The sequence below is a fragment of the Shewanella sp. SM68 genome, assembly GCF_025653925.1.
Lineage (GTDB): Bacteria > Pseudomonadota > Gammaproteobacteria > Enterobacterales > Shewanellaceae > Shewanella > Shewanella oncorhynchi.
Map to the genome: position 1 here is coordinate 562,967 of NZ_JAKKRU010000001.1, position 19,222 is coordinate 582,188.

Sequence of the window (19,222 nt, forward strand, 5' to 3'; positions counted from 1 at the left end):
ATGTCAATTATCAGCACTTCTGTTAAACGGCCAGTCACGGTATGGATGTTCATGCTGGCGGTGATTTTATTCGGTATGGTGGGATTTTCCCGCCTAGCGGTGAAGTTACTGCCAGACTTAAGCTATCCCACGTTAACCATTCGCACTATGTATGACGGTGCGGCGCCAGTAGAAGTTGAACAGCTCGTCTCTAAACCAATTGAAGAAGCCGTTGGCGTGGTCAAAGGCTTACGTAAAATCAGTTCTATTTCGCGCTCCGGCATGTCAGATGTGGTGCTTGAGTTTGAATGGGGCACAACAATGGATATGGCGAGTTTAGATGTACGTGAAAAGCTCGACACTATCGCTCTGCCACTTGATGTTAAAAAGCCCTTATTACTGCGTTTTAACCCCAATCTCGACCCCATTATGCGTCTTGCGCTGTCTGTGCCCAATGCCTCAGAAGCCGATCTCAAACAAATGCGCACCTATGCAGAGGAAGAGCTTAAGCGTCGTTTAGAGGCGCTATCTGGGGTCGCCGCCGTGCGTTTATCTGGCGGCCTAGAGCAAGAAGTTCATATTCAGCTCAATCAAGAAAAACTGTCGCAGCTCAATCTCAATGCCGATGATATTAAACGTCGTATTAATGAGGAAAACATCAACCTCTCTGCGGGTAAAGTGATCCAAGGTGATCGCGAATACTTAGTACGAACGCTAAACCAATTCAACTCATTAGATGAACTCGGCCAAGTGATCGTCTATCGCGATGAGCAAGCTTTAGTCCGTTTATTCGAAGTTGCTACCATCACAGATGCCTACAAGGAGCGTAGTGATATCACCCGCATCGGCAGTCAAGAATCGATTGAACTGGCCATTTATAAAGAAGGTGATGCAAATACTGTCGCTGTCGCCAAAAAACTGCGCGATGAACTCGTCAAAATCAATCAAGACCCTAAGCAAAATAAGCTCGAAGTGATTTACGATCAGTCTGAGTTTATCGAAAGTGCGGTCAGCGAAGTCACCTCTTCTGCGCTGATGGGCAGCTTGTTATCTATGCTAGTGATTTACCTGTTCTTGCGTAATATCATCCCGACACTGATTATTTCTATCTCGATTCCCTTCTCAGTCATCGCCACCTTTAACATGATGTATTTTGCCGATATCAGCTTAAATATTATGTCATTAGGTGGTATCGCCCTTGCCATAGGTCTCTTGGTCGATAACGCCATTGTGGTATTAGAGAACATTGACCGCTGCCGTAGCGAAGGAATGAGTAAATTAGAAGCCGCTGTGACGGGGACTAAAGAAGTGGCAGGCGCAATTTTTGCCTCAACACTCACCACTCTTGCGGTGTTTGTGCCGCTAGTATTTGTGGATGGGATTGCCGGCGCCCTCTTCTCAGACCAAGCGCTAACGGTCACTTTTGCACTGTTAGCATCGCTATTAGTCGCGTTAACGTCCATTCCAATGCTGGCATCACGTGAAGGCTTTAAAACCTTACCCGCGCTGATAAAAACGACACCTAAGGATAAACCCACCACTAAAATGGGCAAGCTTAAACACTATAGCGCGACTGTGTTTTCCTTTCCTATTCTATTAATTGTTAGTTACTTACCCAGTGCACTACTGACCTTAGTGTTGATTTTAGGCCGCTTTTTCTCATGGCTTATTGGTCTAGTGATGCGCCCGTTAAGCTCAGCATTTAACTTTGTCTACCACAGTATTGAGAAGGTTTATTACAAGCTTCTGGCCTCGGCGCTGCGCCAACAGAAAGCAACACTGTTACTCACGATTGCGATAACAGGCGCTTGTATTAGCTTGTTACCGCGACTTGGTATGGAGCTTATTCCGCCAATGAATCAGGGCGAGTTTTACGTGGAGATCTTACTGCCGCCGGGTACGGCTGTGAGCGAAACCGACAAGATATTACAGCAACTTGCACTGTCAATTAAAGACAGAGCCGAAGTTAAACATGCTTATAGCCAAGCTGGTAGCGGCGGTTTAATGACTTCGGATACTGCCCGCGGGGGTGAAAACTGGGGTCGCTTGCAAGTGGTGCTTAACGACCACAGTGCCTATAACGCAGTCACTCAAGTATTACGTGATACTGCGCGCCGCATTCCTGAACTTGAAGCGAAAATTGAGCAACCTGAGTTATTCAGCTTTAAAACGCCACTGGAAATTGAACTCACAGGTTACGATTTAAACTTGCTCAAACGCAGCGCAGATAGTCTCGTCAAAGCATTATCCGCATCGGAGCGTTTTGCCGACGTGAACACCAGTCTACGTGATGGTCAACCTGAGCTAAGTATCCGTTTCGATCATGCAAGGTTAGCGGCTCTAGGAATGGATGCGCCAACGGTTGCGAACCGTATCGCCCAACGTGTTGGTGGTACTGTTGCCAGTCAATACACAGTGCGTGACCGTAAGATTGATATTCTGGTGCGCAGTGAACTCGCGGAGCGGGATCAAATCAGCGATATCGATGCCTTAATCATCAATCCGAATAGCAGTCAGCCTATTGCATTAAGCGCAGTTGCAGAAGTTTCATTGCAATTAGGCCCATCTGCGATTAACCGCATCAGCCAACAACGTGTGGCTCTCGTATCAGCTAACCTCGCCTATGGTGATTTAAGCGATGCGGTTGCACAGGCGCAGCAGATACTATCGCAACAAGTGTTACCCGCATCGGTTCAGGCCCGTTTTGGTGGTCAAAATGAGGAAATGGAGCACTCATTCCAATCACTCAAAATTGCCCTTATCTTAGCGATTTTCTTAGTATATTTAGTCATGGCGAGTCAGTTTGAATCACTATTACATCCCTTGCTTATCCTCTTTGCCGTACCTATGGCATTAGGTGGCAGTGTACTTGGGCTTTATATCACCCAAACTAACTTGAGTGTGGTGGTATTTATTGGCCTTATCATGTTGGCGGGGATCGTCGTGAACAACGCGATTGTGCTTGTGGATCGGATCAATCAACTGCGTAGCGAAGGTGCTCAAAAACTTGATGCCATTCGCGATGCAGCTAAATCGCGCCTACGCCCGATTATGATGACAACCCTCACCACGACCTTAGGCTTATTGCCGATGGCGCTAGGTCTAGGTGATGGCTCAGAGGTGCGCGCACCGATGGCGATTACGGTGATCTTTGGTCTGAGTTTATCAACACTACTGACCTTAATTGTGCTCCCAGTGCTCTATGCCCTGTTTGATCGAAAAGAATACGCAGCAACAGGCTCACATGTAAACGTAGAGGAGGCTCGCCCATGAACCTCACCCGTTTAGCCATTAAGCGCCCCGTAACCACCAGCATGTTCTTCTTTGCTATCTTGCTGTTTGGTCTCGCCTCGAGTCGCCTATTACCGCTGGAAATGTTCCCCGGTATTGATATCCCACAGATAGTGGTGGAAGTGCCTTACAAAGGCTCGACCCCTGCTGAAGTGGAACGCGATATAACCAAAGTGCTGGAGGAATCCCTCGCGACTATGGGGGGGATTGATGAGCTTGAATCAGAATCCTCCCAAGAAGGCGCCGAAATCGAAATCAACATGAAGTGGGGGGAAAACGTTGCCACTAAGAGCTTAGAAGCGCGGGAAAAAATCGATGCAGTGCGGCATTTACTGCCCAAGGATGTGGAGCGGGTCTTTATCCGCCAATTCTCCACCGCCGACATGCCTGTGCTCACCATACGCATCTCAAGTGATCGTGAGCTTTCAGGTGCATTCGATCTACTCGATAAACAGCTCAAGCGTCCGCTTGAACGTGTTGAAGGTGTCTCTAAGGTCAGCCTGTACGGCGTTGAGCAAAAGCAAATTGAGGTACGCATCAATGCCGATCGCCTTGCCGCCAGTGGATTTTCAGCCACAGATTTGCAACAACGTCTCAGCAGAGAGAACTTTGTGCTGAGCGCTGGCACACTCAGGGCCAGTAATATCGTTTATCAAGTTTCACCTAAGGGTGAGTTTAGAAACCTTGAAGATATCAAAGCACTAGTACTGATCCCCGGATTGACCTTAGGCGATATCGCCGATGTGCAATTTGCCCTACCTGAACGTATCGAAGGTCGACATTTAGATAAGCACTATGCCGTGGGTTTGGATGTGTTTAAGGAATCTGGCGCTAACTTAGTCGAAGTGTCAGACCGTGTCATGAAGGTGATTGAGCTTGCGAAGCAGGACCAACAGTTCCAAGGTATTCGCCTATTTATCATGGAAGATCAAGCCTCTGGAGTAAAATCTTCACTAATGGATTTGCTGCTTTCAGGGTTAATCGGTGCACTGCTGTCCTTTGTCGTGCTGTACTTATTCCTGCGTAATTTTAAAATGACTTTAGTGGTTGTGTCATCCGTGCCTATTTCAATCGGTATGACGCTCGCCGCTATGTATCTACTCGGTTACAGCTTGAATATTCTGTCTATGATGGGACTCCTGCTCGCCGTCGGTATGCTTATTGATAACGCTGTGGTTGTCACTGAGAGCGTACTGCAGGAAAAACAAGGTAAACACCCTAAAGACAATGAAGAGTCTGTCATGACGGGGGTCGATAAAGTGTCTCTGGCAGTATTGGCAGGCACAATGACAACCGCCATTGTATTTTTACCTAATATTTTTGGCGTAAAAGTCGAGATCACCATTTTTCTAGAGCATGTTGCTATTGCGATTTGTATTTCACTCGCCGCGTCGCTATTGGTCGCAAAAACCTTAATCCCTTTGATGTTGACTAAGTTTCACTTCGACATCGCACCCGAAAAGGATGCAGGTAAATTACAACGTTTTTACAATAATACCCTAGATTGGGTATTGCTCAGACCTTGGCGTTCAGGCGTGATTGCTGTAGCGATCCTCGCATCCACCGCCCTGCCGCTATCTATGGTTAAACAGGACCAAGAAGACAGCGAGAGCAATGAGCGAATCTACATTAACTATCAAGTAGAAGGTCGACATAATCTCAATGTCACTGAGGCAATGATCAACCAAATGGAAGAGTATCTTTATAACAATAAAGAGGAATTCCATATTGATTCTGTCTACAGCTATTATGCCTCTGACGATGGCTCATCGGTGATCCTCCTAAAGAAAGATTTGCCTATGTCAGTGGATGAGTTAAAAAAGAAAATCCGCAGTGGCTTCCCTAAGTATTCCATCGCCAAACCGCAATTTGGCTGGGGCAATGACAACTCTGGCGTGCGAGTCACACTGACAGGGCGTTCAACCTCTGAGCTGATTAATTTGAGCGAGCAAGTTATTCCTTTGTTGCAAAACATCAAAGGATTGCAAGATGTTCGCTCCGAGCTTAATGGCGCTCAGCAAGAAGTGATTATCCGCATTGATAGACAAATGGCGGCGCGGTTAGATTTAAAACTCAATGAAATTGCCTCAAGTATCTCCATGGCACTGCGCGGTTCACCGCTACGATCCTTCCGCCACGATCCTAATGGCGAGCTGCGCATCGAAATGGCCTACGAGAAAGAGTGGCAAAAGTCACTTGAGAAACTCAAGCAGTTACCCATAGTACGCCTCGACCAAAGAGTGTACACCTTAGATAATCTGGCGAAGATTGAGATCCAACCCCGCTTCGATACTATCAAACACTTCAATCGCCAAACCTCGCTGTCGATTGGGGCTAACTTAGAAAACCTCACCACAGAAGAGGCGCAAACTAAGATCAAGCAAGTGATGGAAAATATCCGTTTCCCCGATGGTTACGACTATTCACTCCGTGGTGGCTTCGAGCGCCAAGATGAAGATCAGAACGTGATGGTGACTAATATGCTCTTGGCTGTCGCGATGATTTATATTGTTATGGCGGCGTTGTTTGAATCTCTACTGTTACCAACGGCGATTATTACCTCAATCCTATTTTCCATCACAGGTGTATTCTGGGCGCTGTTTATCACAGGCACCCCTATTTCTGTGATGGCAATGATAGGTATCTTGATTTTAATGGGGATAGTGGTGAACAACGGTATCGTTCTGGTGGATCAAATCAATCAGATGACACCGGATCTCGACAAATTGTCTGACACCATTCGGGAGGTGTGTATCACCCGTTTGCGGCCAGTGTTAATGACAGTAGGTACAACAGTACTGGGATTAGTCCCACTGGCGATGGGTGATACCCAAATCGGTGGCGGCGGCCCGCCATATTACCCCATGGCAATCGCCATTATCGGTGGCTTATCGTTCTCGACAGTGACTAGCTTGTACTTAGTCCCCCTGTGCTATCAAGCATTTTATCGGATGCGTCATCGCGCAGCGATTCGCTTAGGCCAAGCCGATCACTTTACAAAAAAACTGTTACCTTGGACGGTTTAGTTGTCTTGGATAGCTGATGTTATTGAACAGTTCAGCAATCTTTGACAACTTAATATGCCATTGAATTTGTAATAAAAAGGCTGCTGTGCGGCCTTTTTTATTTTACGAATTACGCTCTATACTTTTACTGCGGTAAAACCCTAAACTGGATCATAAACAATTGCTCAAGACCGGGATAAATTTCTGCAATCACATCACGTAACTGCGGCAACGTCATATTCTCTTGCTTAGCATGAATGTCTGAGAGCTCAGTTAAGGTCACTGGCACGACATCAATAATATGGATATCACAAAACCAGCGGTCGGTTTCGAAGGTTGAAACGGGAAGTGTTTGACCTGCAATCATATGGGATTCCGTTTCATCACGCAATGTAATGGTTTTAGTGCCACTTAATATATCGTGCTCAAAGCGCTCAAAAAAAGTGATTTTAGTTAATAACACACATCTTCCTCGGCTCAGGATATGAGCAATAAAATAACAGTAGAGTCAATTTTTCAAACTCATAATGCTAGGCAATATAATGGCTTTTGATCCACACTGACAGCATACACCGCAGAATTTGCAGCATTTGTCGTGTGAAATACTAACAGCACCGTTTGAGTCAAATTGTTATGCTAACGCCATATAGCAAAACTAGTTCCCAAAGAGTGGCCGTTGTTTTCGACAAAATTCAGCAAAACATGGTCAGTTTGCTCAGATTGAGTTAGAATCCCGCCTCAATTGAGCCCTTGGCCTCATATTCCTGCGCGTAGCGGGTGCGAAACGAAATTAGAGACATCATGAACAAGAAACAAAAGATCATCAAGAAAATAGCTAAACGCGCTAAGGCCAGACTGAATAAAGTCGACCCAGTGACTATCGGCTCACCTGCAAAATCAGGTTACATCTCTAAGGCTGATCGCGCAAAAATGGCGGCATCAGAAGCCGCGACTGAACAAGTCGAAGGCCAACAAGACACGCCAAGTATTGAAGAATAAGCAGTAACGAAGAATAAGAAGTTCAGCAGAATAGTCTTTTAGCGGCGTATTTGGGCATTGTTAACTTAATTAAATGAAGTGCAAACGCCGTTTCAAACAAAATGCCACAAGCAATCTTGTGGCATTTTGTTTTTCAGCATTCCTATCATTAGCAGCTTTCTGACTTCTCCTCATTATTAAGAGCTCATCTTTATCTGCGTTCTTGCCCACAGCTTCTACACGGCGCAGCTAAGCCACATAACGTCAATTAGGCTTTTTACCCTCGTCTAAATAGGGTAATACTGGCTCATTCTCTTGCTCCTCCGTTAATTGCGCCATCTGCACGCACGAGGATGAAAGCGGATTGGTCGCACTCGGTAAGTTCTGTGCAACACAATTAGCGATTTCCTCTTCCTCACTCAGTACGACATTACGGGGGATAGCATTCGCAGCATCAAGATTAGGCGCGGCTGAAAACTGTGCCTGCGCCGCCACTTTATCCACTAAACGATAGGCAACCCACACACCTAATGTACCAAACAAAATAGACCCTAAAATTTGCCCAATCAATACACCGTAAACACCACCCCAAAGCGCACCAAAATACACAAAGGGCACTGTACCTAAAGTGGCTTTACCTACGTTAAACAGTGTGGAATATTTGGCCTTGCCAAGGTTATTAAAGGACGCATTCGCCACGAATAAAATCCCCGAAAAGATAAAGAATACTGCGATATAACTGCAGAAAAAGTGAATAAGATCAGCGCTGTCGCCCTTCATATCAAACACACTGACCAAATGTGACTTAAGCATAAACAGCAGCAAAGACATTACCAGCACATACACAGTACAAAACTGAATCGCCCGCGTTAAACTCTCACGTACTCGGTCAAACTGACCTGCGCCAAAGTTTTGCCCAACAATAGGTCCAATCGCGCCGGACAGTGCAAAGATCATCCCAAAGGCCACAGGGATTAAACGTCCTAATACTGCCCAACCTGCCACATAAGCGTCACCGAAATCGGCGATCGCTCGGGTCACAAAGGCATTTCCGATGGGAGTTGCCACATTGGTTAACATCGCAGGGCCTGCAATGGCAAAGATGGGCTTAAGATCGGCGATAAAATGTGCCTTATCGAAATGGCCTAACAATTTATGCTTAACCACCACACCGCGAGCTGCAATCACAAATACCGCCACCCGCGCCAAAACGGATGCCAATGCAGCGCCTTCAATCCCCATGGCGAACATGAAGATAAAAATCGGATCGAGTACCGCATTAACGCCGCCCCCCGCTAAGGTCGACATCATAGATAACTTTGCATCACCCACGGCGCGCAAAGCCCCGCCGAGCGCCATTGCAAGACAGATAAAAGGCAAGGAAGGCACGAGAATATACAAATAGCTCGCAGCAAGCTCTGCCGTATGACCACTCGCGCCCACTAAGGCAACTAGCTCAGGAATGAAGATGGTGACCACAGCCGCCACCAGCACACTGATCAGTGTCGTCACAACCGCGCTATTGAGTAATAAACGCTTTGCCCACACCACCTCTTTTGCGCCAATCGAGCGAGACACTAAAGCCCCTAATGCAATCGATAAACCAATTCCAATCGATGTGGTAAAAAACGAAATACTTCCCGCATAGCCCACAGCCGCGGCGAGTTCATGCTCTCCCAATAGGCTCAGGAAAAAGATATCCAGTAAATCCACGACAAATAAGGCAGAAATCCCTACCGCGGCGGTCGAACTCATCACTAAGATATGTCGTAATATGGGGCCTTCAACAAACTTGGCTTGCGTCATACGTGTCTTTTACCTACAAAAATAAAAAGTGTTCGCCGAAGTCATCAGGAAACGCCTTTATCGACGGGCACATCTAGGCTATCTAACTCACATCCACAACGACTACAATACATGGCATCAATATCATGACCTGTCTTATGGCATTGATTACACGAGCGTAAATCTCGATGACGCCCCACTTCTTGGGATATCTCGGCGGTTAAAATCCCCGTTGGGATTGCAATAATCGAGTAACCAATCAGCATAGTAAAAGCCGCAATCGCCTGACCTAATCCGGTTTTCGGGGTAATGTCGCCGTAACCGACTGTAGTAATAGTCACAATTGTCCAGTACACAGATTTAGGGATTGAACTGAAACCATTATCAGGCCCTTCAACCACATACATTACTGAACTCAGTACCATAACGATCAAACTGACCGAGAAGAAAAACAAAAAAACCTTACGACTCGACTGCATCATCGCCCTAAGTAGAACATTTCCTTCACTCAAATAACGCAGTAATTTGAGTACGCGGAAAATCCTAAACAGCCTAAGTATCCGGATAACTAAGGTAAAGTTAGCGCCAGGGATCAGCAACGCCAGATAACTTGGCAATACCGATAACAAATCCACTAAACCATAAAAGCTGCGAGCATATAACACAGGATGAGTCGCGCAGTACAAACGTAGGCCATATTCAATCGTAAAAATAATGGTGAATACCCATTCCAACACAGAAATAAGCTGGCCGTATTCACGATGGAATATCTCTACTGTGTCGAGGAACACTAAGCCGACACTCAACACAATACACACCATGAGGGCGATATCAAAATAGCGGCCAGCGGGAGTATCAGTGCCAAAAATAATGGTACGTAATTGACGTTTTAACGGGCTTTCGGATTCGATATTCTCAGACATACAAACTTTTACTTCCTTGCAACAAACTGACTAACACAGGGATTACAGCATAAATATGCCACGAGTCTGCCATGCAATTGCACCTAGCTCAAAATTATCTACTCACAGTAGGATAAAATTGCGGTATGATGCCGAAAAAAGCCAACAACCTGTGTTTATTTTCGAGGACTTCATGCGCGCCACCCTACTTTCCACATTGACATCTCTCACTGTGACTATCGCGGCTCTCGTTTCACCCGAATTACATGCCTCTGGCATGGGTAAAGTGGATCTGGTGGTGATCACTAAATCCGAATCCAGTATGGCTTTATTGCGCGATGGCAAAGTGCTCAAACAATATCGTATCGCCATGGGTGACCTACCCGCTGGACACAAATTAAAGGAAGGCGATCAACGCACACCACAGGGGCGTTATACCCTAGATTATAAAAAGCCAGATAGTGCTTATTATAAATCGATCCATATTTCCTATCCTAATGAAGAGGATAAACTCAGAGCCAAAGCCTTAGGCATTAGACCCGGAGGCATGATCATGATCCACGGCCAAAACCCTAAGTCGTCACTGCCGCCAGAACAAGCACAGCAATACAACTGGACTGACGGCTGTATCGCGATTACCAACGCCGAAATGGATGAAGTGTGGAAAGTGGTCGATGAAGGAACACCAATTGAGATTTGGCCGTAACCTTAGCCAATATCCAGATGGCAAAATGCCAAATAGATAATTGAACGATATCAAACACGCCCAGCTTAATGGGCGTTTTTATTTAACCATTAAAAGCATGATGTTAGTTGTAATATTCTCAGTCATTTACTTAAGGGATAAAAACTAACGCCAATAGAAATGCCTTGGAGTATTTATGCCTAAATTCAACGAGCCTGTTCCGCCGCACAGTGCAAACCTCAGCTATGAGCAATTAATCCAAGGCTGGCCAGCCTTTGAAGCACAAATTGTCGCTTTCCTTAAGACCTTAGATTTAACAGATAAAGCACTGTTTTGCGATCACGTGGCATTACGCGTTAACTCTATCGCCAGTGCCAATGCACTCAAAGACGCCTTTAGCCGCATAGGTAAAATCATTTCAGACAACATTATCAATGGCCGTACGATTCTGATCATCGAGCTAGACACGCCACTCACACTCGGTCAATTTAGCATTGCCTGCGTCGAGCTTCCCTATCCTAGTGATAAAGTTTATCCACAGGAAGGCTGGGAGCACATAGAATTAGTTATTGATTCTAAAGCCAAAGATTACAATACCTTGAGCCAAGATTTACTGGTCTTATGTCCAACACTCCGCCCTTTACTCAACCAAGGACTGAGTCCATTGCCGCAATCTGAGCAGACAGCTGAATCAGAGCAGTCAAGATTACCAGACTTGCCATCCCAAGCTGAGATTAAGGTCAAGATGAGCTCGCCCAAAGGCGATAAAGAACGTTTAGCCAATCCAACTATCGCCTTTAAACGCGGCAATGTGTGCATTAAAGTACATCCCCATGGCATAAAAGCGGTCATCGCGAGCGAACAAGTATATGAATGTTAAGTCAGACTTAAACTCAGGCAGATAAAACTGAGCTTAGATTTTCATCGGCACTTGCCTTAGCTAAAACCTACGACAGTACCTGAGTTAACATCTGAGTTGATGACAATTTAATCAGATTCAATATTCTCGTTATTTTTAGGTCAGTTTTTTGGTAGTTTTGTCAAAAATCGCCAAAATTAAATCTAAAAAACAGCATATTTAGCGTAACTTAGGACATATAACTTGCAGATGCCATCAGGCACAAATTATCGTGTCCAGTAGATGGATGCTATGTGCAAACAGAGGATCGCCAATGAAGCCACACAAGAACGAAGCACAAATATTGAAGTTCGCCATGGAAATCGGCGTGGGCTATGCCAAAAAACGCGGATATGCAGACTTCGACAAAGGCATCTCACCCAAAGACAAAGTGGAATGCATTTATCGTTTATTAGTCACTGACAACTTGATTCAGCCACTGGCCAAAGATAAAGAAGATGGGCCAAACATGAAACACAAACTGATTTTATGGATCACCCGCCAACTGCCTGCTGATCATCCACTGTTGAAGTAATCTTTTTAGACGACTCGGTTAAAAATGATTATTGGCAAGCAGACATTTGAAGCTAGCCTAAAAAGAAGCCAACCCACTAAGTGTTCACGATAAGGATCACCATTAAATGGCGCATCATTGCGCCATTTAAGTGAGCCAGAGTTGAATATCGAACCTAGCCCTTTTTGGCCGCTTTATTGGCCTTCTCATTCGCTAGCACTGTTGCCATTGGCGGCACTATGGTCGTAGGGTCGAGACGCATTTGATACCAGTTCACTCGCCAATCTAAGTGTGGACCATTTGCACGGCCTGTTGCGCCCACCTCTGCAACAGCTTGGCCTTGCTTAACCGCTTCACCCGCGTTGACGTACAGCTTACTCAAGTGCAAAAAACTCGAACTCACGCCATAACCATGGTCGATCACCATAGTCCCGCCCGAATAAAACATGTCAGGCACAGAAAGACTAATAACACCATCGGCGGGTGCTACCACGACAGTGCCGGTTTTCGCCGCCACATCCACCCCAAAGTGTGGATTACCGGGTACATCGTTATAAATACGTTGGCTACCATAAACCCCGGAAATACGCCCCGTCAGCGGCCAAATAAACGCCTGTAAAAATGCAGTTTGCTCACTAAATGTTGCCCGTGCCGCTTTCACCTGCGCCGTGTCTTTCGCCGCTCTTTCCTGCGCGACAGGATCGGGCTTCATAATCTTCGAGCTAATGCCCTTTACACTTTGAATATCGTACTCTCGCTTGGTTAAGGTTAAAGGCTTAACCTCAGTCAAACCATCGGGATAAACCAAGGTTAGCTGCTGGCTCAATTCACCGTCGCGATCAAAACCAAAGGCAAAATGACCGTCAGGCGTGACCTTGATGGCTTCACCATTTAAGCTAATCTGAGTGCCCGCTGGCGCTTGACCCCGCATTAATGCGCCTTGCTCTAACTTACCCTGTAAACTCACCTCAGCTTGTACCTGAGGCGCAATGAGCACTAGGCCCAAAGTGAATAATGCCGATAAGCAGCGCATTGGATTTGAACTTAGGGGGGCTCCACCGTGAGATAAAAATTGCGATACTTTATTTCTCAACATCTTATTATTTTCCAGCATCTTAGTTTCCAATATCCTAGTTTCCAACATCTTCAAAAAATCCTTATCGATGGGCAATAGGGATCAAGACCCACTAAATACATTCATCGCGACACAAAACGCAGCCGAATTCAATCAATGCCACGTTAACCTAACGCACCATAAAAATCGATTCTGCAAACCCACATCCCTGTCGTAATCTCAGTTCAGCCTATCCTCAAAACAAACAAAAAAGCCCCGATAATCTACCGAGGCCTATTAAATCCGTGATTAAAAGGTGAATAGTTTAAGTCCATTCACTTATATCAGCTCGTAGTGCCTATCCCTTAACGACGATCGCGCCCTTGCCAACACCTTCAAACGCCACCACTTTAAACTGACTTCCTGGCACTTTAGCGACTAATGTCGTGGCAATATAATCGGCTAACAACTCAACCGTCGTGTCGTGGGGAATTAAATCACAGCATTCCTTTGGCATTGCCAATTGGAAATCCCCTTGGGGGGCTTGGTAATGAAAGCCATAGTGGCTGTCATCGGTTATCCGCGTTTGCGGCGAAAGATTAAGGGTCTTAACTGAAACCAAGTCCTCTTCACTGCCTAAATAAATATCGTGCCAACGTTTGGCCCAATACTCATCCCACTTAGGTGCTGGACTGCCATTTTCATAAACGTGAATAGGACTACGATGCCCATGGGCGATACGCTGACAATTACCATCGTGTTTACGTAAACCATGGCTGTAATGGTAATAAGGCGTATCGAGTATTTCGTGTCTTAAGGTGAGCGTGATCCCTTCGACATTCTTAGGTAAAGCTTCGCGCAATGCTTTCTGTAAAAAGGCATTCACGCTGGGAATATCAATCTCTTCGGTCGGCACTAAGGCAAAGGCTTGTGAAGGACAGGCCAAATGAATTTCACCTAACTGACTATCAAAATCCATCCATACTCTATCGCCCTGCTGTTGCCATCGCACACTACTGCAGGCCGTAGGCACTAATAAACGATGATCGGCCACCGCATCTATGGTTTGCTTGATCGTGCGTTTGACTTTAGCAAAATCGAGTACCATGTTTTGCTCGTCTAATCCGCCCTCTAGCAGAACATCAACAATCCAACTCTCCCCCACCATGCCGCGCTTTGGGCACAAATAGGAAAAATCGATCACAGTTAAATCTTTGACAAACAATTGCATTAACGCTCCTCGGCAGAAAAACAGTCCACCTATATAATTTTATAGCACCGCTTGGCGATGGCCGAGCATGCTAACTTGAGGCACTCAACACGAGTTAACTCAACATGAATGGAGATTCTAATCAATTCCGTCTGTTGTCGCGACAAATGAATCCACTCGGCCCAATATTTTGTATCAGGTTTTCTAAAATCCAGCAATGCAACTCATTGCAACCATCAGGTACCGATAGGCAGAAAGCAACAATGCATCGACCTTGTCGATTAACAGATAAAGCCTTAACAGAAATACCACTCAACCTAGCAAAATAACAACGTAAAAACAGCGAATTAGATCGCAAAAGCTTAATCCGCAACAGCGATAGACCCAATCGAAACAAAGCATTATCACTCAGCATCATTAACAGCTAGCATCCCTGTTAAACCATACAAAAACCAAGGTTATACAGGGAGAAATAAGATGACCAAACTTACATCTATCGCCATTTTCATCGCAGGTATATTAGCCAGTACCCATGCTATCAGTGCAGAACCCATCGAAGTCATTACAGCAGCCAAGATCACTGAGCCTGAAAAAGTTGAATTAGGTAAAATGCTGTTCTTCGAACCCAGACTGTCTAAATCTGGCTTTATCTCTTGTAACTCTTGCCATAATTTATCCACTGGTGGTGTCGATGCTCTGCCAACGTCCATTGGTCATCATTGGCAGGAAGGCCCAATTAACTCACCCACAGTGCTTAATGCCGACTTTATGCTGGCTCAATTTTGGGATGGTCGCGCCAGTGATTTGAAAGAACAAGCCGCGGGCCCTATCGCCAACCCGAAAGAGATGGGCTTTACCCATGAACTCGCAACTGAAACTATCGCCTCTATGCCTGCCTACCGAGCGCACTTCGCCAAGGTCTATGGCGATGAAAAAGTCACAATTGACCGTTTAACCGATGCGATTGCCACCTTTGAAAAAACCTTAGTTACCCCTAATAGCCCCTTCGATCAATTTCTTCTGGGCAAGCAAGAGGCCATAAGCGCGAATGCCAAAGCGGGTTACCAACTCTTCAAGGATAAAGGTTGCGTGAGTTGCCATAACGGCCCCGCTGTCGGTGGAACTATGTATATGAAAATGGGACTCATCAAACCGTTCCACACCAATAACCCAGCAGAAGGTCGTAAGGGCGTCACTGGTAAAGAAGCTGATAAATATGTGTTTAAAGTGCCGACACTACGCAATATTGAACTCACCTATCCCTACTTCCATGATGGCAGCGTCTGGACCTTGGAAGAAGCGGTGAATACCATGGCAGACATTCAATTAGGGCAAAAACTCTCTGACCAAGAAGTGAAAGAAATGGTCGCCTTCCTTGAGTCCTTAACAGGCGAACAGCCGCAAATCACGCTACCTATTTTGCCACCATCGAATAAAGATACGCCACGTCCTGTGCCATTTAGCTCCAATAACTAACATAGGCAACGAGTCACTGACTAAGAAGTACTCACTTAGCTGTACTCACTTAGCATAGACACTAAGTCAGCGCGACTTAGTTAGCAAAAAGGCCGAGAGTAAAAACTCTCGGCCTTTGGTTATTCTTTCGCTTAAAAACGATGGATTAATTAAGTGCTATTCGCCTTTAAGACGACGATCAAGCTGATCTTTTAAGTTTGCTGGCACACCTTTGATTAAAATCGTGTCAGAGATGGGATCGTAAATCACCCGTTGGCCTAAGTGGCCGCCATCAAAACTTAACGTTACGCCGCCACCTGTACCAGAAAACTTCTTTAATTGGCGCAGGGTTGATTTGTCGGCCGGAAACTCTTCATCAAGATCATAACTGCCGCCACGGGCAAAATCATAGAAGGAGTCCATACCTTGATCGGCTAACTCATCGGCCAAGTCTTTGATCTCAATGTCAGCGCCTTCATCGAAACGCTCACTGCAATATTCAAACACTTTATTACGGCACTGCTGACGCTCGTCTTTCGTCAACTCACTACTGGCAACAAAATCTTCAACCGCATTCATTAAGGTTTTGTTTTGCGCCTTAGTGTTGACGCCTTCTACACAGCCCATAAAGTCGAGGAAAAAGTCGGCGACTTTACGTCCCGCGCGGCCACGGATAAAGGAGATATACTTGCGAGAATCCTTATCGGCTTGCCACTCGGTTAAATCGATACGTGCCGCGAGTTGGATGTTATTTAAATCCAAGTGGTTATTTTGCGACAGTTCCATATCGTCTAATACTGTCATTGACGACTTCGCACTTAATAAAGCCACAAACAAATAATCGCTGGTGATGCTGGTATAGCAAGACATCAACAGGAAACCGCCTTGACTGAAGTCGTACTTTGACAATTCTTCTTGCAGCAATTTACTGGCTTGACCGGAAAACTCCACAAACCCTAAATCGCCGCCACGGTATTGAGTTAGCGCATTGGCAAAAGCAGGATTCGCCTCACCGTCGTCGCCGTGAATACCAAAATAGCCAAAACCTTTACCGGCCTTTCCCGTATATGTCTGATGCAACTCGTCGAGCATCACCTCGACCGCCTGACCGTTCAGCAGAGGTTGAGGACGCAAACGGCAGCGTAATTGCCCCTGACTGTCCTGAGAAATCTCGTGAATAATTGCGTGTTCGATGTTAATACTCATAAGCCCTGATAGTGATACTGGGATAAATCCGCTATTATATGCCGCTAATCCATTCCAAAGTGAAACATTTTTTGATTATGGCAATCCAATCGAAATACTCAAACACCCAAGTTGAATCATTAATCGCCGAAATATTGGCTGTGTTAGAAAAGCATAAAGCACCGACTGACCTGAGCCTGATGGCATTGGGTAACTGCGTGACTAACCTGCTAGAACGTAAAGTGCCCAGCGAATCGCGCCAAGCCGTGGCCGAACAATTTGCAAAAGCACTCGCACAATCGGTTAAATCCCAGTAAGTTAACTGGGTAATAATCATCAAAAGAATATAAGATACAAGGCCTTTTAGGAATAAGCGGATCACTATGGTCGAGCGAAAAAAGCAAATGAGCCGCGATCGGGTTTCCCGGCTCATCAACTGGGGGCATTGGTTCGCCTTCTTCAATGGCTTATTAGCCATGATAGTCGGAAGCCGATACCTTGGCAGCGTGGGTTATCCAGAAACTTGGTATGGCTGGTTTTATCTGAGCGTCAGCACTATTGGTCAGTTTAGCTTTCTCGCCTTTATCGCCTATTTGATCTGCCTATTTCCACTAACCTTGATATTGCCCTATTCAAAGATATTAAGAGGTGTCGCGGCGGTGATCGCGACCCTAAGTCTTTGTATCTTATTGTACGATACCATTGTTTACGCCGATTACGGCATGCACTTGAGCCCCTTCGCCTTCGATTTAGCTTGGGCGGATCTCAATGCCCTGCTCCGTGGTACTTCTTATATCGTCACCCCGTTGGCCATCATCGCCATTGAACTGACCATGGCCAATTTTTTGTGGAAACGCATAGAGAAAATCCAAAAACTCAATTTAGGCAATAAAGTTATCACCTTAGTGTGTATCTGTTTTATCAGCAGCCACTTGATCCACATTTGGGCCGATGCCGCCGATATCACAGAAATTACCCGTTTCGACGATACTTATCCTTTATCTTATCCCGCGACTGCTCGCTCCTTTATGGAAAGTCACGGTATCGATGGTTCATACCAAGGCGATGACGTCAATCACAACACCAGTGTACTCAGCTATCCAGAGCAGCCACTCACCTGCCAGGCCGACACGAAAATCAACGTGTTGATGATTACCATCGACAGTTTGCGGGCGGATATGGTCGATGGCAAAAGCATGCCATTCCTACACCAATACACTGAAAATAATCAATCTTTTACCCAGCATTTCAGCGGCGGCAACCAATTTAGAACGGGCATGTTTTCACTACTCTATGGCCTGCAAGGCAGTTATGGCGATGCGCGAATTTTTAATAGCACCAGTCCTTTACTGACCAGAAGTTTTCAACAAGCAGGCTATGAATTGGGGCTTTTCCTCCCTGAAACCAATCTCAATTTGCGTTCATCACAGGCGATGTTTAATGACTTTAATCCTGTCATAGCCAAAGAAACCAATGGCAGTGCCGATGCCGATTTGCACACAGTGGCCAGTTTTAACGAGTGGCACAGCATCCAACATAAGCCTTGGTTGGCGCTCGTTAACTTAAAAGCGCCAGAAAATTTTGATACTCCCGTGGGTTTTCTGGGTATCGAAACTGTGAAAGCCGATACCGACCTTATGCCAGCGCAAAAAGTATTGTTTAATCAATATCGCCAATCTCTGTATTTTGTCGATCAACAACTCAAGGCGATGCTGGCCAATGTGTCCAACGACACCTTAGTGATTATCACTGGGGTCAATGGCAAAATGTTCACCAGCAACAGTGATGAAGCTAATCGCAACCTGTCACCACAGAGTGTCAAAGTGCCATTAGTGATCCACTGGCCGAATACGGGTGCTTCTAAGGTCAAATACCGCACCAGCCATTACGGCATTGCGCCGACTTTAATGACCCACGTGCTAGGTTGCACCAATAACACGACAGATTACAGCGCTGGCCGCAGCCTATTACAACCTGACAAAGAAACGTGGATCTATATAGGTGATAGCCGTATTTTTGCTATCTATCAAGAAGCAGAAGTGACAGTGATTGACCGCCACGGTAAATATCGTATTTACGATGAAAACTATGAACATAGGCTCAATAAAAAAATGAGCGCGCCTGAATTAATTGAAGTGATGCGTGAAGGTCGACGTTTCTATAACCACTGAGCTTCATCATCTTAGTTAAGAAAGCCCCATTCCTAAAGGATTGGGGCTTTTTTTATTCCCTAGTGACTGGATGAATACAAAATGCACGAAGCTTGGATTTAACTGCGTGG

At 45.7% G+C, this 19,222-nt stretch carries 15 protein-coding genes; 9 read left to right on the plus strand and 6 right to left on the minus strand.

Annotated elements, in window-relative coordinates:
• Complete coding sequence (locus L5M40_RS02395) at window positions 1-3,252, plus strand: efflux RND transporter permease subunit (RefSeq protein WP_263138497.1); 3,252 nt, start codon at window positions 1-3, stop codon at window positions 3,250-3,252.
• On the plus strand, window positions 3,249-6,296 hold the full coding sequence (locus L5M40_RS02400; RefSeq protein WP_263177233.1) for an efflux RND transporter permease subunit: 3,048 nt from the start codon (window positions 3,249-3,251) through the stop codon (window positions 6,294-6,296). The genes L5M40_RS02395 and L5M40_RS02400 overlap by 4 nt, the downstream gene beginning before the upstream one ends.
• A gap of 124 nt (window positions 6,297-6,420) precedes the next feature.
• On the opposite strand, the gene yqfB is transcribed toward L5M40_RS02400, so the two are convergent.
• Window positions 6,421-6,738 (minus strand): N(4)-acetylcytidine aminohydrolase, encoded by a 318-nt coding sequence (gene yqfB / locus L5M40_RS02405; protein WP_263177234.1) that lies wholly within the window; start codon window positions 6,736-6,738, stop codon window positions 6,421-6,423.
• A 338-nt stretch (window positions 6,739-7,076) separates the two neighbouring features.
• Between yqfB and L5M40_RS02410 the strand changes: the two genes are divergently transcribed.
• Window positions 7,077-7,274 (plus strand): DUF2986 domain-containing protein, encoded by a 198-nt coding sequence (locus tag L5M40_RS02410; protein ID WP_028759693.1) that lies wholly within the window; start codon window positions 7,077-7,079, stop codon window positions 7,272-7,274.
• Between the two features lie 243 nt (window positions 7,275-7,517).
• Here the strand turns inward: L5M40_RS02410 and L5M40_RS02415 are convergent, their stop codons facing one another.
• Both L5M40_RS02415 and L5M40_RS02420 read right to left on the minus strand, forming a co-directional pair.
• On the minus strand, window positions 7,518-9,059 hold the full coding sequence (locus L5M40_RS02415) for an MATE family efflux transporter (protein WP_263177235.1): 1,542 nt from the start codon (window positions 9,057-9,059) through the stop codon (window positions 7,518-7,520).
• 44 nt (window positions 9,060-9,103) lie between these two features.
• Complete coding sequence (locus L5M40_RS02420; RefSeq protein ID WP_028759691.1) at window positions 9,104-9,961, minus strand: ion transporter; 858 nt, start codon at window positions 9,959-9,961, stop codon at window positions 9,104-9,106.
• Window positions 9,962-10,133: 172 nt separating this feature from the next.
• On the opposite strand from L5M40_RS02420, the gene L5M40_RS02425 reads away from it, so the two are divergent.
• From L5M40_RS02425 to L5M40_RS02435, 3 genes are all read left to right on the plus strand, one after another.
• Entirely contained in the window at window positions 10,134-10,646 is a 513-nt protein-coding gene (locus L5M40_RS02425; RefSeq protein ID WP_028759690.1) for a murein L,D-transpeptidase family protein, read from the plus strand.
• Between the two features lie 175 nt (window positions 10,647-10,821).
• Window positions 10,822-11,505, plus strand: coding sequence for a VOC family protein (locus L5M40_RS02430; protein WP_263177236.1), 684 nt, complete (start codon window positions 10,822-10,824; stop codon window positions 11,503-11,505).
• Between the two features lie 292 nt (window positions 11,506-11,797).
• Window positions 11,798-12,058 (plus strand): DUF5062 family protein, encoded by a 261-nt coding sequence (locus L5M40_RS02435; RefSeq protein WP_006081993.1) that lies wholly within the window; start codon window positions 11,798-11,800, stop codon window positions 12,056-12,058.
• A gap of 154 nt (window positions 12,059-12,212) precedes the next feature.
• Here the strand turns inward: L5M40_RS02435 and L5M40_RS02440 are convergent, their stop codons facing one another.
• Both L5M40_RS02440 and L5M40_RS02445 read right to left on the minus strand, forming a co-directional pair.
• Complete coding sequence (locus L5M40_RS02440) at window positions 12,213-13,070, minus strand: M23 family metallopeptidase (protein WP_113940609.1); 858 nt, start codon at window positions 13,068-13,070, stop codon at window positions 12,213-12,215.
• Between the two features lie 379 nt (window positions 13,071-13,449).
• Complete coding sequence (locus L5M40_RS02445; RefSeq protein ID WP_028759687.1) at window positions 13,450-14,322, minus strand: 6-carboxytetrahydropterin synthase; 873 nt, start codon at window positions 14,320-14,322, stop codon at window positions 13,450-13,452.
• A 456-nt stretch (window positions 14,323-14,778) separates the two neighbouring features.
• On the opposite strand from L5M40_RS02445, the gene L5M40_RS02450 reads away from it, so the two are divergent.
• Window positions 14,779-15,777 (plus strand): cytochrome-c peroxidase, encoded by a 999-nt coding sequence (locus L5M40_RS02450; RefSeq protein WP_263214227.1) that lies wholly within the window; start codon window positions 14,779-14,781, stop codon window positions 15,775-15,777.
• Between the two features lie 156 nt (window positions 15,778-15,933).
• On the opposite strand, the gene yejK is transcribed toward L5M40_RS02450, so the two are convergent.
• A complete protein-coding gene (yejK, locus tag L5M40_RS02455) occupies window positions 15,934-16,962 on the minus strand; it encodes a nucleoid-associated protein YejK (protein ID WP_006081997.1) in 1,029 nt (342 codons plus the stop codon).
• 77 nt (window positions 16,963-17,039) lie between these two features.
• Between yejK and L5M40_RS02460 the strand changes: the two genes are divergently transcribed.
• Together L5M40_RS02460 and L5M40_RS02465 are read left to right on the plus strand one after the other, a co-directional pair.
• Window positions 17,040-17,258 (plus strand): YejL family protein, encoded by a 219-nt coding sequence (locus L5M40_RS02460; protein ID WP_011847036.1) that lies wholly within the window; start codon window positions 17,040-17,042, stop codon window positions 17,256-17,258.
• 66 nt (window positions 17,259-17,324) lie between these two features.
• Window positions 17,325-19,112: a DUF3413 domain-containing protein gene (locus L5M40_RS02465; RefSeq protein ID WP_263138480.1), complete on the plus strand. Its 1,788-nt coding sequence runs from the start codon at window positions 17,325-17,327 to the stop codon at window positions 19,110-19,112.
• Window positions 19,113-19,222 lie beyond the last annotated feature (110 nt).

Bases quoted from the DNA above. Each gene is read 5' to 3' on its own strand.
- yejK (WP_006081997.1), bottom strand. From the start codon at position 16,962: ATGAGTATTAACATCGAACACGCAATTATTCACGAGATTTCTCAGGAC.
- L5M40_RS02435 (WP_006081993.1), top strand. From the start codon at position 11,798: ATGAAGCCACACAAGAACGAAGCACAAATATTGAAGTTCGCCATGGAA.
- L5M40_RS02410 (WP_028759693.1), top strand. From the start codon at position 7,077: ATGAACAAGAAACAAAAGATCATCAAGAAAATAGCTAAACGCGCTAAG.
- L5M40_RS02440 (WP_113940609.1), bottom strand. From the start codon at position 13,070: ATGCGCTGCTTATCGGCATTATTCACTTTGGGCCTAGTGCTCATTGCG.
- L5M40_RS02425 (WP_028759690.1), top strand. From the start codon at position 10,134: ATGCGCGCCACCCTACTTTCCACATTGACATCTCTCACTGTGACTATC.
- L5M40_RS02400 (WP_263177233.1), top strand. From the start codon at position 3,249: ATGAACCTCACCCGTTTAGCCATTAAGCGCCCCGTAACCACCAGCATG.
- L5M40_RS02420 (WP_028759691.1), bottom strand. From the start codon at position 9,961: ATGTCTGAGAATATCGAATCCGAAAGCCCGTTAAAACGTCAATTACGT.
- L5M40_RS02460 (WP_011847036.1), top strand. From the start codon at position 17,040: ATGGCAATCCAATCGAAATACTCAAACACCCAAGTTGAATCATTAATC.
- L5M40_RS02465 (WP_263138480.1), top strand. From the start codon at position 17,325: ATGGTCGAGCGAAAAAAGCAAATGAGCCGCGATCGGGTTTCCCGGCTC.
- L5M40_RS02445 (WP_028759687.1), bottom strand. From the start codon at position 14,322: ATGCAATTGTTTGTCAAAGATTTAACTGTGATCGATTTTTCCTATTTG.
- L5M40_RS02415 (WP_263177235.1), bottom strand. From the start codon at position 9,059: ATGACGCAAGCCAAGTTTGTTGAAGGCCCCATATTACGACATATCTTA.
- L5M40_RS02430 (WP_263177236.1), top strand. From the start codon at position 10,822: ATGCCTAAATTCAACGAGCCTGTTCCGCCGCACAGTGCAAACCTCAGC.
- L5M40_RS02450 (WP_263214227.1), top strand. From the start codon at position 14,779: ATGACCAAACTTACATCTATCGCCATTTTCATCGCAGGTATATTAGCC.
- L5M40_RS02395 (WP_263138497.1), top strand. From the start codon at position 1: ATGTCAATTATCAGCACTTCTGTTAAACGGCCAGTCACGGTATGGATG.